The following is a 16,100-nucleotide window of genomic DNA, read 5'->3' as shown; positions in this document are numbered from 1 at the left end:
TAATTTATTCTTTCGGAGCCAGAGGTTCTGTTGGCGCCGGGGCGTCCGTTGAAGCCAGAGCTTCCGTCGGAGCTGGTGCGTCTGTCGGAGCTGGTGCGTCTGTCGGAGCTGGTGCGTCCGTTGGAGCCAGAGCTTCCGTCGGAGCTGGTGCGTCTGTCGGAGCTGGTGCGTCCGTTGGAGCTGTGGATTCCGTCGGAGCTGGTGCGTCTGTCGGAGCTGGTGCGTCCGTTGGAGCTGGTGCGTCTGTCGGAGCTGGAGCTTCTGTTGGAGCTAGAGCTTCTGTTGGAGCTGGAGCTTCTGTTGGAGCAGGTGCGTCTGTCGGAGCTGGAGTTTCTGTTGGAGCAGGGGCGTCCGTTGGAACTACAGGCTTATAGTCGACATGAATATAAATCATCAAGTTTTCAACAACAGCTTCTGAATAGTTTACTGTATCTTCCGGAGTAAAGGTAAGCTTATATGCAAATTCTTCACCCTCTTTAGTGATGACTTTGTCCTCAACAGGTGTTGCCTTCCAGGTTCCCACAATAGTTTCGCCAGTAATTGGATTTTTCGCTTCAACCCAGCCATTAATCTCTGCATTTGAAAGATAACTTCCAACCACATTTCCTTCATTATCTATTGAATTAAATAGTTTTCCGCTGAAATCTTTACACGTCAATGCAGGTACCGCCTTCTTTACTTTTACGGTAAATATCTCTTCAATCGGTTCTACATTTTTTGCCACGCTTTCATCAGCAGGTTGAAAAACTGCTTGAAGCTTATAAGCGTTTTCAGTAACTGTCAGCTGCTTTTTCTCGGATTCTTCAAGCTTCCACTGCCATTCTCCGGCTGTTTCCATCTCTGCGACCTTCACCTTGATTCCGGATATCATATCTTTTGCAATCAGAGTTTTCTTTTTCGCTCTGTCCGGTTCTGTTTCTGACGTCAATCCATCTGAAAGCATCTGCCCATAAATCAGGGTCAGTTTTTCCGGGTCCGGAGTTCCTGTAATGTCTGCTTTGGCTTTTTGAATCTTATAGGGCAGGATCGTAATTTTTTCTTCACTTTCCGGCCATCTGTACAGTGCAGGATTCTTAAGTTCCATCGTTACATTGTACTCTCCAGCATCTAAATGCTTTTCATTTTGAACTGTTTTATAGAATTCCGTTTCTGGAATAACCGGAGCCTGTTCCTGCCCATTATAGACCATTTCCGGGATCTCAGGAGGCGTCACCACTGCTTTTATTGTGGATACGGTTACTTCTGCCTGAATTGTTTTAAATCCAGCTGTATTTTCTGGAATAAACAGCATTGTGTATCGGATTTCACCCACCTGGTCAAGTATTGTCTCAGGATTTTGCCATTGCCAGGTTCCTGGAATTTCTTTCTGATTGTATGTAGCTTTTCCATCGGTTAAGACCGGATCCTTTTCTGGTGAATTTTGGATATCCTTTAATCTGGTACCGATTTCAAATTCCTGTGCTACGGTTGGCACAGTTTCGATCACTGGCGTGATCCAGTAGATAGAGGCTGTTGTTTCGGCTGTAGTATCCAGAAGCACATACAGATTATCTGCGTTTTGGTCGTCCCGGATCTTATAACCGCTGAAGGTAACTTTCAGGTTTTCACCAGGTGTTTCCTGTTCAAACTTAAATATACCGTCTGTCAGTTCCAGATTTTCCAGTTTCGTACCGTCACCAGCACGTGTCAGTTCATAGGTTCCGGTGGTGGTAACATTGCCTTTTTCGTAATCACGGCTGTCGGCTTTACAGCTTACGCGGACACCAATCTGCGTTCTTACTGGAAGGTCAAATTCTACAGGAAGATAAATGTTGGCTTCAGAAGGCGTAAATACAACCGTATAATTTGCATTATCGGTTCCGTTATTTTCTCCAGATGGTTTTACTTCCGGAGTCTTCCAGCTGAATTCCCCTGTTACTTCCAGCCCATTCCATGTTACTTTTCCGCCTTTCAGGACGCAGTCAGATAACGGTTTCTGATATTCCAGAATGTTTGTTTCAGGTTTCGTTCCTAACTCCGGTGTAAGCTTTCTTATTATAGCCTGATAGGTTCCGGTTTCTGTATAGGTATTCCCAGTCGAGGTTGTAACTACTGCTTCAATGGCCAGGGTATATGTGTAAGCATCCGCCAGAGGTTCTCCTTTTTCCTGAATCTTTGCCGTAATGGAGATCAGGTTCTGGTATTCTTTCAGGAATTCATTTTGTCCCAATGCTTCGTTAATAACAGAAACTGTGGAGTTTTCTACCTTTTCTTCCATTTTTTCTATTGGCAGATAATTTTCAATGGAATCCTCATAACCTCCGTTAATTATTTCTATCAGCTGGGACAAAATCTGATCAGCCGGAACTGGCTCACGGATACTTGCTGTTGTTTCAGCTGTAGTATCCAGAAGCACATACAGGTTATCTGCATTTTGGTCTTCCCGGATCTTATAACCGCTGAAGGTAACTTTAAGGTTTTCACCAGGTGTTTCCTGTTCAAACTTAAAGATACCGTCTGTCAGTTCCAGATTTTCCAGTTTCATACCATCGCCTGCACGTGTCAGTTCATAGGTTCCGGTGGTGGTAACATTACCTTTTTCATAATCACGGCTGTCTGCTTTACAGCTTACGCGGACACCAATCTGTGTTCTTACTGGAAGGTCAAATTCTACCGGAAGATAAATGTTGGCTTCAGAAGGTGTAAATACAACTGTATAGTTTGCCTTTTCAGTTCCGTTATCTTCTCCGGCTGGTTTTGCTTCTGGAGTTTTCCAGCTGAACGTACCTTCTATTATTTCTCCCTTCCAGATTGCCTTTCCGCCTGTAATTGTACAGTCACTTAAAGTCTTGCCATAACCCAGCAGTGCTGTCGTCGGAACTTCCTCGATTTTTGGAGTGACCATTCCAATAGAGGCTGTTGTCTCAGCTGTTTCATCCAGAAGCACATACAGGTTATCCGTGTTCTGGTCGTCCCGGATTTTATAACCGCTGAAGGTAACTTTTAGGTTTTCACCAGGTGTTTCCTGTTCAAACTTAAAGATACCGTCTGTCAGTTCCAGATCCGTTAGTTTCATACCGTCACCGGCACGTGTCAGTTCATAGGTTCCGGTGGTGGTAACATTACCTTTTTCATAATCTCGGCTGTCAGCTTTACAGCTTACGCGGACACCGATCTGTGTTTTCACTGGTAATTCAAATTCTACAGGGGTATAAAGCTTTGCGCTGTCACCATCCGGTATAAATGTCGCTTTGTATTTTGCGGTTCCGTTATCTTCTCCTGCAGGCACAAGCTCCGGTTCATTCCAGCGGAAGCTTCCGGTCACCTTGTGTTCTTTGTAGGTCACTTCGCCTCCCGTAAACGGACTGAGCGCCAGTTTTTCCTGATATTTCAGGTTTCCAGCCAGTGGCAGTACCGAAACCTCAGGTTTCATTTTTTCCAGTACGAAACTGCCCTTGGCAGTACCTTCCCATTCTTTTCCAGCCAGACCTTTATAAAGGATATCTGCCCGGTAAGTATAGATATACTGGTTTTCTGTCTCTTCTACTTTGTCAGAGAGCACCACATGGAAAGAAATCCGGTTCCCATACAGCTGATACACATTTTCCTTTTCCAGGATTTCTGTCAGTCTTCCAGTGATTTCTGCCTGAAGCTTTTTGGGGGTATTTTCCAGTGGAAGATACTTTTCCAGGGAGTCCGTATAATGATTGGATAAAACTCCTGTTATAGATTCCAGTATCTGCTCCGGTGAAACTAATGGTTCCCACTGTGCATAAAGTGTACTGTCTTCTTTTAACTTACGGTCAAATTCATACGGTTCCCCGCTTCCATCTGCTGTCAGATACCAGCCTTTAAATACGTAACCAGGCACAGACGGATCCTTTGGTGCTGTTACATCCTGCTTTTCTGTGGAGTAAATGGTCTTATAAACCCCGTAATCGTCTAAATTATAATCAAATGTGATCTTATGGCGTTTATAGGCCCGAAGAACCAGCGTGATATTTCTCTGTGGCATGGTAAAGGTGATTTTATTCTCACCAGTAACGCTGTATTTAAAGTTATCATATGTACTGACGACTTCCAGGTCACTGTAATCCGGGTCCAGCACAGTCCTTATTTCCACTTTCGTTCCGGAACGGATCTCCTCAGAACGGATCAGCACATTTCTAAAAAATGATTTCCGATATGCCTTAAAAGTCCTGATTCCGTCTCCAGCCTGTATGACAAGCTGTACCTGACGGAGATCAAGTTTCAGGTAGACGTCTTTCTGGCTCTCCCTGCCGGTTATGGACAGGCTGGTCTTCTGATCCGGTTCGTTATTTACGGACATCATCACCGCCTGCTGTTCCCCGTTAAAATCCCGTTTGTTTATGGTGAGGTCATAGCTGCCGTTCTTCTGCTTCTTAAATTCCTTCACGGTACCGTCCGCAGCAGTTACCCACAGCTTATAAGTGGTATCTGCTTCTTTCCCGTTCAGGCTTATGTGATAATTTACCTGGCTGCTTTCACCCGGGAATCTGTGCACATAAAGATAATAAGTTGTTTCATAATTTTGGTCATCCGCAAAAACTTTATATCTTAAGGTTCCATTTTGCGCATCCAGTGAACAGTCCTTCACGGAACCAATTCCGGATTGTAGGGAACCGCTTCCATTTATCCACTTACATTCCATACCTGCCAGTTCCGGATAAGCATCTTTTGCTTTCTGGATGATCTGGTTTAAATTCAGGCTGACGGTTTTCCACTCTGCTGTTTTCTGGCCTGTACTTAGATAACTGGTAAAAGTGTTCTGATAAACCAGGGCATTGTCCCAGCCGGCAGGATCCAGTCCCCATTCGTCTGCGCACCAGTCCCTGAGCACGACTTTTATCGTGTGGTTTGTGGTTGCAACATAAATTTTTTTACTAAGATGGAACCTGCTGACCTGCTTTTTCACGATAGCAGATTTGCTGTTGTTGGTATAAGTTACAACAAGGTCCAGTTCTGCCTTTTTACAGTTATATTTTGCCGCTAGGCCCTGATCCAGATAAATAAATCCGGGGCTGGTGTTGTTCTTTCCGTTTCCTACATAAAAGAGTTTTGCCAGGGGATCTTTGTCCGATACTGCTTTCCCATCAACTTTCAGATTCTGGATCTGAAGGGAAATACCTGCATCCTTCTGGGTCGCCAGAACGAAGCTTTCTTTGCATGTGCCTTTCGCCATATCCCAGTTTTTCATCGGAATGGAAGAAAAACCGAAGGAATCTTTTTGGTCTGCATTTTTGGACACAACCTTCCACATGTCAGCCAACGTGGTCTGGTTCATATAGGAAAAACCGCTGGAATAGCTTTTCGACCACAACGGCCATCTGCCGCTGTATACGGTCCAGCTCTTTTTCTTGGTCTTAAAGATAAGCTTGACTTTCAGCTGAAGCTTGACAACCACATCAATACCGACCTCAAATTTCAATGCGCCCAGCTCTGTGCTTGCACCGCTTACCAGATTCGCGGTGTTATAATAGAAGCCAGACAATTCTGCGTAAGCGTAGACGCTGCCTTCTATGCTGGTGGAGATGAAGCCGCAGAAGGTAATGGAAATCGTAACACGGATTCCCACCCTTGCCCCTACTTTACCAATCAGGTAAACACTGCTGGTCACGCTGCTTTCCAGCTTCTGTGTATAGGAGCTTCCTTCAAACTTCAGGAACTTATACTCAAATCCAATGCGTTCTCCGCTTTTTACCTCAATTTCCACGCCAAAGGTTGCCAGCACACCGACCTGGCCCACAAGGTCAATATCCACACCCAAGGTAATGATTCCGTAGAAAGAGAACCGCAGCTTCAAAAGAACGACGTTGAAAATATCATTGTAGACCAGGGAGGAATTTACAATGGAACCAACTGTCTTCATTAGTTCGGAAACATTTTTGTCATACTGGCTGTAGTCGTTGGAATCCTTTAACCCTTCTGGTTTTACGATCTCGGAAAGTGTTTTCTTCGCATCATTGAACAGCTTTACAGAGCCGCCGGAGGATGCGGTAACCGTAAGGGAAATCTTGGATGTGGAACGCAAAGTTACGGACATATCGATCCAGAATTTTCCACCTTTTACATTAGTCTGTACGGACAGGCTCTGGGTAAAGGACAGCTTAGGTGAAATGGTAAGAATCGTCTTCGAACCGTTCTTAATGGCTGCACTTGCCGAGATGCTGATCGTCGCAGTTACATTGCTGCCGGATGCAGAGATCTTTACGGATGGTTTGCCCGGCTTCAGGGTGGCATTCATTCCTGCCAGGGAATAAACTCCTTCCCCGTATTTTTCATTGATCATCTTCTGGGTTTCCTCAGAAGTCATAACCGCCATCAGCATCTGGGCTTTTAATTCCTCGTTTTCCTCTACCTGGCTGACGATTTTGGATTCCACTACCTGGAGTTCTTCTTCGGACAGCTGGCTCTCCAGATCTACATCATCTGTAGTGTTTACATCAAAATCTGCCAGGTAATCCTGTGGATTGGCATATCCGAACCAGATCCTTGTCTGATCCCCTTCGCTCTGGACATCCACAACCTGAGCAAAAAGCACATATCCGTCAAAAGAGCCTTCGGTATAGGAATCCATGCTCTTTTCATCCCGGCCGATTTCGCCGTCATAAAAGGCTACGATTTCCCCGGGCTCATAGTTAAGCGTCCCATTTACAAGAAGTTCCCCAGGCTCATATGCCGGAGTTTCGGTTTCCGGTACATCCTCTTCTGTTTCAATTTCCGGTTTTTCTTCGGAAGGAAGTTCTTCATTTTCTTCTGTTGTTGTGGAAGGCTCATCCGCTTCCTGCCGGGAAAGAATTTCCTTTTCTTCCTCCTGAAGGAGTTCAGTTGTTTCTTTTTCTGTTTGTCCTGCTGTTTCTTCTGAATTTTCTTTCTCAACAGCAGGGGTGTAGGATATTACCTGGTCCCAGAGAATATAATCGATATCTTCTGAAAAACCAACAATCTCCACCTTCTCTTTATAAACAGAAACTGTAACTGAGCGAACATCTTTGGAATAATCTGCAAAATTAATTTCTTTAGGAAGCCTTACTGTAAATGTGGCTCCCGGCTCAAATCCTTTTTTTCCATCTTTTTCGTAATATTCACCGAAAATGGAGAAACCGTTCGGTGTCTTTTTTACAGACAGGATCGGATCCAGATCACCGGCTCCCGGCTCTAAGGAGACAGCGGACAGAACCTCGTCTTCTGTCATTTTGGTATCTGTAATCAGCGGGATCTCTCCCTGCCAGTCGAAATCATTTAACTCCGCACAGCTTCCATCCTTTTCCTGGCTTATGGCTTCATTGGAAGTAAAAAGCGCATACAGAGTCATATCTTCCTGAATCGGCTCTGTATATGCAAATAATTCGGTACACGCTTCATCACGGCACCATCCGCCGAAGGTATAGCCCTCCTTATTTGTAGAAATTCTGGATACTGGTTTGGAAAGAAGTGTTTCCCCTTTTGCAAAGGTAAGAGGTGCTGCCGGTGTACCACCAAACGTTTCAAAGGTAACAGTCACAGCTTCAGCAGCATCTGTAAATCCTGCATATAAGGTCAGAGGTCCGTTCACACAGTCAAACTGGGAATATGCTTCTGTGCAGGCTGCATCCTGATACCAGGTAGTAAATATGTATCCTTCTTTTTCCGGCGTGATCCCGGTAACATCCACCGGAGTTCCGGGAACTGTCTGACGGACAGCCACTTCGCTGCCATCAGCTACAAATGTAACGGTGTAAGTTTCCAGTTTCAGAGAGCTTGCTGCACCACTTGGAAGGGTTTCACTGCTTCCGTCTGGTTTTTCCAGTTCCAGTGCTTTTCCGGACTGGTTTGTTACTTTACAGGTGGCGTAAACCGCCAGGGAACTTACCGGTTCTTTTACTTCCACACCTCCGATGGTTCCGCTTCCTTCCAGTGTTACTGCCTGGCCGCCGTTTAATTCCAGTTTGGAAATATTCGTTTCAGAATCAATCTGCAGGGAAGACTCTTCTGTCTTTTCCCCGGCTATCAACAGCTGGTCTGCTTTCACACCAGTGAAGCTGATCGCAGTACCCTGGCTGATGTCCAGTGCTTTCGCAGTAACATTAGATAGCTGGATCTTTGTTGTATTGCGGATTGTGATGGTTCCTGCTGTGATGCCGGAAAGATAAACCGACCCACATGCAACCAAAATGGATTTGGAATCATCCGACACCCTTAGTTCATCGGCCTGTTCCTGGGATGTGATCACGTAATCGTAACCAGCTGTATCAATTCCATCCAGAAACCTGCTATCCACGGTCGTTTCTGCCTGATCCGAAAATCCCTGATTTTCATTTCCTGCAAGCACAGTACTTCCCATTGTGATTGTCAGCATAACTACCACCAGAAAGAGTGCAATTGTTTTTCTGAAATGCTTCATACATTTCCTCCTCCCTTTTGGCAATGCTTTTGCCTTTTCTTGTAATTACAATGATATTTCAACTATTGATTATAGTCAATTATATATTATTTGGCACCTTTAAGCAACTGTTATTTGACAATTTATGGCAAATTTCCAATAGAAAAAGGAATGTTCACTCTGAACAATCCCTTTTTATAAAACTTTATTCGTTTTTCACACGATACAAAGGATGATTCTTTTTATTATCAGAAACAGCACCCCTACTGCTATTGCATATGTTTCTCTACCCGTTTTTTCTCCAATCTGTCACTGATTCCTACAGCAAAGTAAAGTGGCTCCCCGATATATTCCAAACAATCCGAAGCTCAATAGAACACCTCCGATGATATCTGTACACCAGTGTACACCATATAATAATCTTCCACATATCATAAACAAGGAAAAAAGAACAGAAAAAATATTAGTTTCTTTTCGTAACCAGTAATTCGAACTCCTATGATTTGCCTGATACATAAGCGAAAGCATGACACTTACCTGATTGATCTTAATCTGCATTTGCCAGTTTACTACTCGGTAAATCTTAAAAAGTTTTATGATGTCATGAAATTCTGTATTCTCTTCCCCTTTGTATTCTTTCGATATTACTCCTGCTCGTCCTCTTGACATTTTTCTGCCTCATCCTTTCGTAATTTCATCTTTTGTTGAAACGCCTTCTCCATTTCGTCGTCCACCACACTAGCTCTGATAAGGCAGCAATACATAAGCGTAATCACCACTGCCATCAGAACGAAGAACACAAGCCAAAATACCCACATTCTTTTATCCCTCCGTTTTCATAATATGGAGTGGTTCTTTACTCTCCTACTTATAAATAATAAAAATTTTCGACGAAAAGTGTAAAAATTTGAAAATAAATTGCGATTTTTTTAAGATTTTCTCGATTTATAAAAGAAATGGAATTGAAATGTGATTACCACTTTAGATTTGCAGGGTTTGATGATATAAAATGATTTCTGTATCGATATAGGGAAATAGTTGAATTTCTATAATAAAATTGCCATCCGATCAGATATTTATCCAACCAGATGGCGACAACTTCTTCATTTATGCTGGCAGCAAGTCCGCATTTTTAATAATTTCTTCAATCTGTTTTTCTTCCATTCCCGCTACATCAGCGATCTGAGCGATTGTATAACCCTTGCTGTGCATTTTTACAATCATTTCTTTTTTACCAATCTCAATTCCTGTCTCAATTCCAGTTTCTTTAATTTTCTGACTTAAATTACACATAACACTCACATCCTCTCTAAAGTCTTATTCCATTGGAATATCATATTCGTTTCCGATGATATTGCATTTTATCTGCCAGCCCTAATATAAAACAATGGAACCCATAATTTTGTTTTTATTTTCTTACCTTCCACACTATAGGCTGTCACATCACAAGTTTCAAATTTTTCTTGATTGCAATGGTGTTGTAGAGCATCTGCCTCTTGTTCCATAAGTGTATATGTGAAACTTTCAGAGGGCATAAGAACCTTGGCATTTTCTACTATGTGACAATCTACAAGCAATTTGTTTTTATAGCACAATTCAAAGCTCTCTAGTATAAATGGATTTTTACCTGTATTATAAATTTCAATTCCATGTTCTGATAAACTTGTTTTAGTACGGTATTCTTTATCTATCAGTTCCGTTTCTGGTGTAGAAACCATTTTAAAAGTAAGCTTTGGTCTTTCACGAAAAAACATCGTAATCTCATTGAAAATCCAGCCAACAATTACGCCTGCCAGAGTCGCTACTAATTCACGCATTTATAATCTCCTTTTGTTCAAGGAAAAGCTGTTCTCCTTTTATCTGGGAATTGATAAAAAGCCATTCAAATGAACATCCATTTGAATGACTTTTCCTTCACACAACATTATGCTGGTAGCAATTCCTCATTTTTAATAATTTCTTCAATCCGTTTTTCTTCCATTCCCGCTACATCGGCGATCTGAGCGATTGTATAACCCTTGCTGTGCATTTTTACAATCATTTCTTTTTTACCAATCTCAATTCCAGTTTCTTTAATTTTCTGACTTAAATTACACATAACACTCACATCCTCTCTGAAGTCTTCTTCCATTGGAATATCATATTCGTTTCCGATGATATTCAATTTTTCATTTACAGACAGATTCTGGGATAACAATGCTCCAAGTAATCTATGTAACTCGTATTTTTCTTCATGTTCAGGAAGCTCTTCTGCCAGTCCGATCATGACAATATTAATCAGATCCAACTTTCCCTTCCAGGCATGCGAATTGACAAGACTATCCTTTACCAGATGAATATGCTCCAAACTATTTTCCGGCATGTTCATACACACCCAGATGGAATAAACACGTTTGATATCATTATAATTTGAATTTGAAAAATCTTTTTCTTTCTGTGAAGAAATCATGCGACTCACATAAAAGATAGCTCGGTTTAAAATCTCATATTTCTCAGGCTCATCCTTTTGTGCTTCCACGTTCACAATAATCTGTGATAATCCATCTCTCATCCGTACATAAAAGATAATATCAAACCTTATAGTTCCTTCATGAATCTCCTGGTTTTCAGAATTAAAACCTACGACTCGCTGACTATCTTTTTCAACAACAGTATTCGTAAGCCCAGGTTCAACCGGAACAGTATTAATAAATGGCTCTCCTTCAATGTAAGATATTACATCTTTTGGATTCATTCCCATGAATTCATCTACTGTTTTTACCAGTATATGTGCCAGAATGCTTTTCTGACCAAGCAGTCTTTTCGCTCTCTCATCATACTGTGCATCTTTATCAGTTATGAGAATTGCATTCTTCGTTTCTGTATTCACTGGCATTACTCCTTTTCGGGTATATTCAAAAATCCTTTTCCGAATATAGTTATATTATACTCTAATTCGGCATTTGTAACAACTGCTAATTTATATACGTGATCTTGTATTATCACAGCCCAAATGAAACAGACCGAACCCTGCATAATCAATTATACTTGGTTCGGTCTTACTTTATAATAAAGCATATTGTACTTGAGATATGATCTATTAAAAAATTTTTTCTGGTTGTTTTACTGCACAGCTTACTGCACGGTTTTTGCAATAATCCCATGCCATGAACCGCCATTTAATGCTACTCATAAAAATCTCCTAGCACCTTCGAAAAGCCTTAAAAGATCGCATTTAACGGACATTTTAATAGCGAAACAAATCACCATTCCCATATGGGTGACATCTTAATAGTATCTGCGGAAGCCCTTGTTTTATGCGGGTTTGTGGCATCTTCCAAACTGTTTTGACCACTTTTTGACCACCTTTTAGTATTTTTTTATTATCAGTGTTATTTTCCATAATTTTCCTTTGTTATTTTTTTCTGGTATAGCCGGAACTTTTTCCTCTTCATATTTCTCGGAGAATTTATTAAATTCATCTGAAATATACTCCTGTTCCAAGTGTGTATAATATTCCGTCATGTTAACATGTGCGTGACCTACAATCTTGCGAACGGTAAATGGTGACATACCAGATTGATTCATTCTCGTGACAAAAGTATGCCGAAACTTATGTGGATGTACACTAAACAAATGTGGTTCCCGATTCGGCGTAGTAATCTGCTTCTTTGAGTATGTTTCCTCCAGGCGGTTCTTACTATCATCATAAAATACCGTCGTCTCATTTAAAGTTTTACAGACACGAATACGATGCTTTTCAAAATCAATATCAGACCACAAAAGTGCTGAAATTTCTCCTATGCACAGCCTTACAGATCCAATAAAGTCGGTTGCTCTTTCAAAGCCGTCTACATATCCTCGGACTGTATTCGTCTTAATGCGTCCAATTTTATAAAGTTTCATCCATTCATCAAACCATTCCGAAACTTTATATTTTTTTGCTTTATCGCTGTAACCCATAATATATTTTCCAGGCCAGATTTTAAGTACATCAGCATATTAACACGTTCAAAAAAAATATTCAAGTCTCCTGTTCCTCCAGCCACTGCTCAATTTTTTTCTATGTGTAAGACTTGATTTGCAAAGTGCTGTTCATAGCGCGTACAATTTTTTTGTGTTTGCTATTATAGTAGGGAGACAGTACAAAACTGTACTGCCTCCCATAAATTTTAAATAATACGTTTCAAAGCTGTTACTTCACGGTAACCTTGCACTTCACGGATTTCTTTCCTGATTTCACTGTAATGGTGGCAGTTCCTTTCTTCTTTGCAGCAATTACCCCCTTTGCGGATACGGTTGCTACTTTTTTGTTGCTGCTCTTGTAGGTGATTTTTTCGGTACTTGTTAACGGAAGAATCACAGGTTTTAAGGTGGCTTTCTTTTTCACCTTCAAAACAAGCTTTTTCGGGATGCCTGTAATTTTCTGCGTCCGAACGGTCGTTTTCTGGACACGGACAGGTATTTTTTTGGTGAGGCCACTGTTTAGTGTAATTGTGAGCGTGGTTTTTCCACTTTTTGTACCTGCTTTTAACTTACAGGTTCCATTTGGATTTCCGGTTACCGTGACGATTTTTGTGTTCCCCGATTTCCAGGATTTTACGAAATCGCCAGGCGCCAAACCAGTTACTTTCAGGGCACTGCTACGTTGTCTGGTTTTTAAAACAAGGCTGGACATATTTACCTTCATAGTTGGCTTTGATGATGGTGCTTGTGGTGATGGAGCCTTGGATGGCGTTGGGATTGTGGTTGGTTTTGGCGCAGTGGTCGGTTTTGGCACAGCAGTTGGCTTTGGTGTATCAGTTGGAGCTGGCGTTGCTGTGGGCGATGGCGTAATGGTCGGCGTCAATTTGTCGCGTGTAATGATAAATGATTGGGGCTGAGACCATTCACCGTAGCTGGTTTCTACATAATGGTTATATGCTCTCATGCGTACATAATACGTACAGTCTGGTTCGGCCTCAAACCAGTAAGTGAAATCTTGAGTATTATCAAGTTTTCGGTATACAGATGTACCTGCCCACTGCGAAAAATATGATGAGCTACTAATCTCCATCTCATACCCAGATACATCAGGGCATTTTTTCCAGAAAATTTTTACAGCATCAGTTTCAGAATATTTTCCTAGTTCTATGGAAAAAGATGGGATAACATCTGGTGTTTTGTCAAGTGCAATAAATTCAGCACCTATTTTTTTTGCGTCATAATCCAGTCCCCAGCCATTGTAACCATAAATAGTTTTTAAGTTTACACATCCTTCAACTGCGGAAGGATCAATAAACGGCCATTCATCCCGTGCTGCATTTTGTTCATCATATAAAAAGGTTATGGATTCCAGATTTGAACAACCGACAAATGCTTCATTTTCCAATGCATAAAAGGTGTGTGGAAGTATAATTTCACGCAAACTCGAACAGTTATAAAACGCTTTTTTTCGTATTTCAAATAAATAACCATCCAGGCTAATATTTTTTAGACTGGTGCAGCCACTGAACACTTCTTCATCAATCCAACCAAGATTCTCAGGTAAAGTTATCTCAGTTAGGTTAATACAATCTTTAAAAGCTCTACCCCAAATATATCCATCGGATATATGAGCAGTTTTTAAATTTGTGCAACTATTAAATGCATCAGCTCCAATATCTCCTACAATATTGATACTTTCCAAGCTGCTACAATACTGGAATGCTGCTTCCCCTATTCTGCAGGGTTGGGTATTAGTAAAGTGAACATTTTTTAAACTTGTGCATTCTTTAAATGCTTCCATTCCGAGCTCAATAAGCTCTTTGGGTAAAGTTATTTCTGACAAACTAACACATCCAGAAAATGCATTGTTTCCAATATCTGAAGTATTATCAGAAAACGTTACTGATGTCAGACTGATACAATTCTCAAATGCATAATTTGGAATTTTGCTTAATTCAGGATCAGCTTCAAAGATAACTGTTTTTAAAGCGGTACAACTGCAAAAAACACCTTTCCCAAGGACTATAGAATGGGGAATTGTTATTTCATCTAAGCTGACACATTCCTCAAATGCTGAATCCCCAATTTCTTTTACATTTCCAGGAATATTGATTGCTTTAAGTACGCTGCATCCTTTAAATGCATTCTCACCAATAGAACTTAATGTATCTGGCAAAAGAATTTCTTTTAAATTCTTACAATTTTCGAAAGTGCCATCACTAATTAGATTTAAATTAGATGGCATTGTTACTTTCTGTAATGAATAGCAATTTTCAAAAGTGTAAGATTCAATTGTTTGCAAATTAGATGGAAGTGTTACTTCCTGCAATGAAGTACATTCCTTAAAACACCTGTATCCGATTTTAGTAACACTTTCGGGAAGGAATACGCTCTTCAAATATGGCAGATTATAGCAAAGTGAACCACCAATACCTGTAACTCCTTCATTTACTATAAGTTTCTTAATTTCTGTTCCATGATATTCAATTACAGATCCATCTTTATATAACACACCCTGCCCATAAGCCACCACAGTTCCATCTTCAAACAATGCTGTAGAAACAGAAGAATTTCCATTGAAGTAGTTAACTTTCACCGGATTTTTACTCTCCGGTACCGTAATCTTATAATTCTCCGGCACCAGAGGCGCTGGTGTAGGTCTTGGCGTCACTGTAACTTGATCTTCCAGTGCGTCCACGTATTCATCATTTATGAAAAGGTTATGATAAACCTGGTAGAATTTAGCCAGCATCTCCAGCACACTCCGGCGCATTCTATTCTGCTGGTCACAGAGAGCCTGCCATTCTTTTGCGTTTTGTACCCCTTCCCGGTAAAAAATGTCCGCATAAAGGTTATTTAAAGCGCCACCAGAGGTAACACCGGAGATGTATGATTTCGCAACATTATTGGCATATATCTGAAATGTGGTATATCCCTGGAAGCAGCTAACCAGTGTGACTGCACATTCTGAATCTTTTGCTGTGGCATATGATGCCGAAGCATTAGATAGAGCTGTTCTAAAATAACAGTCCATGGTATAAAGCAGGGACAATTTCAGATTATCTGAATTAATATCGGAAGTATTAAATAAAATGTCCATTGCACCGGAGCCGTATTTTAAAGCTTCCAGAATTGGATTCTTTTCACTTAATTTACCGATCAGTTTCTTTGTGGATTCCTTCCAGGCCATTGATGCACCTTTGCTTATCAGATAATCCAGATCAATCGTCTGTTGACCAAGTTCCACCAGAATTTCATCACATGCCTTTGTAAAGCTTGTGTTAGAAGAACCGGCTTCCCGGGCTTTGCGGATTAGAAGGATTCTCTCATTAGAAGCATTTTTAAAGGCATTCACTTTTATTAACAGTTTGATCAGTTCTTTTGTATTGGAACAGGTATCACCTACTATGGAAACAGCTTCGCTCATTGATTCAACAGATTTGAACAGTCCTTGTGCTTCATTTACATCCAGATCCATAATATCTTCCGGCTTCCAATTATAAATACCCTTTTCGGTATAATAGGAAGATACTTCTTTAAAGATATCTATCAGATAGGAATTGGCCCGTTCGTATTGCGAAGTATCGAATTCTTTGGAATCGACGGAGTCTGAATACATCAGATAATCTGCCAGCAATGCTTCATATACCAGTTTCTGGTCATCATATACTTCTTGCTTTATGACACCTTTCCAGAGGGAAGAAATTACCAGCATGGGTGTATTGGAGAGAATACGTTCTCCCAATTCCTGATAGACTGGTTTTACCTTTGGCTGTGTAATAAGATTATAAAG

8 protein-coding genes are annotated in these 16,100 nt (G+C 41.0%); all 8 read right to left on the bottom strand.

The genetic code is table 11. From position 1 onward, the window contains the following. Positions 1 to 4: 4 nt before the first annotated feature. The 8 genes from AB5642_RS04405 to AB5642_RS04370 all read right to left on the bottom strand — a co-directional run bounded on the left by AB5642_RS04405 (position 5) and on the right by AB5642_RS04370 (position 15,554). The gene (locus tag AB5642_RS04405; RefSeq protein WP_195391649.1) at positions 5 to 8,383 is read right to left on the bottom strand and encodes an InlB B-repeat-containing protein; all 8,379 of its coding nucleotides are present in this window, start codon (positions 8,381 to 8,383) and stop codon (positions 5 to 7) included. 288 nt (positions 8,384 to 8,671) lie between these two features. After that, entirely contained in the window at positions 8,672 to 8,878 is a 207-nt protein-coding gene (locus tag AB5642_RS04400; protein ID WP_237925606.1) for a phosphatase PAP2 family protein, read from the bottom strand. A 128-nt stretch (positions 8,879 to 9,006) separates the two neighbouring features. Continuing rightward, the gene (locus AB5642_RS04395) at positions 9,007 to 9,180 is read right to left on the bottom strand and encodes a hypothetical protein (protein WP_173717811.1); all 174 of its coding nucleotides are present in this window, start codon (positions 9,178 to 9,180) and stop codon (positions 9,007 to 9,009) included. Positions 9,181 to 9,469: 289 nt separating this feature from the next. Continuing rightward, positions 9,470 to 9,655 (bottom strand): hypothetical protein, encoded by a 186-nt coding sequence (locus AB5642_RS04390; protein WP_173717810.1) that lies wholly within the window; start codon positions 9,653 to 9,655, stop codon positions 9,470 to 9,472. 68 nt (positions 9,656 to 9,723) lie between these two features. Beyond that, on the bottom strand, positions 9,724 to 10,179 hold the full coding sequence (locus tag AB5642_RS04385; protein ID WP_118584190.1) for a hypothetical protein: 456 nt from the start codon (positions 10,177 to 10,179) through the stop codon (positions 9,724 to 9,726). A 107-nt stretch (positions 10,180 to 10,286) separates the two neighbouring features. After that, a complete protein-coding gene (locus tag AB5642_RS04380; RefSeq protein WP_202017067.1) occupies positions 10,287 to 11,237 on the bottom strand; it encodes a PD-(D/E)XK nuclease family transposase in 951 nt (316 codons plus the stop codon). Positions 11,238 to 11,710: 473 nt separating this feature from the next. Then, complete coding sequence (locus AB5642_RS04375) at positions 11,711 to 12,304, bottom strand: tyrosine-type recombinase/integrase (protein WP_173717809.1); 594 nt, start codon at positions 12,302 to 12,304, stop codon at positions 11,711 to 11,713. Between the two features lie 232 nt (positions 12,305 to 12,536). Then, the gene (locus AB5642_RS04370) at positions 12,537 to 15,554 is read right to left on the bottom strand and encodes a leucine-rich repeat protein (protein ID WP_368371476.1); all 3,018 of its coding nucleotides are present in this window, start codon (positions 15,552 to 15,554) and stop codon (positions 12,537 to 12,539) included. Positions 15,555 to 16,100 lie beyond the last annotated feature (546 nt).

Origin of the sequence: Ruminococcus sp. 1001136sp1_2201st1_G3_2201SCRN_220225 (assembly GCF_040924365.1) — a bacterium.
Taxonomy (GTDB): Bacteria; Bacillota; Clostridia; order Lachnospirales; family Lachnospiraceae; genus Blautia_A; species Blautia_A faecis.
The sequence above is the reverse complement of the archived record's forward strand: the minus strand, read 5'-3'. Positions and strand labels throughout refer to the sequence as shown.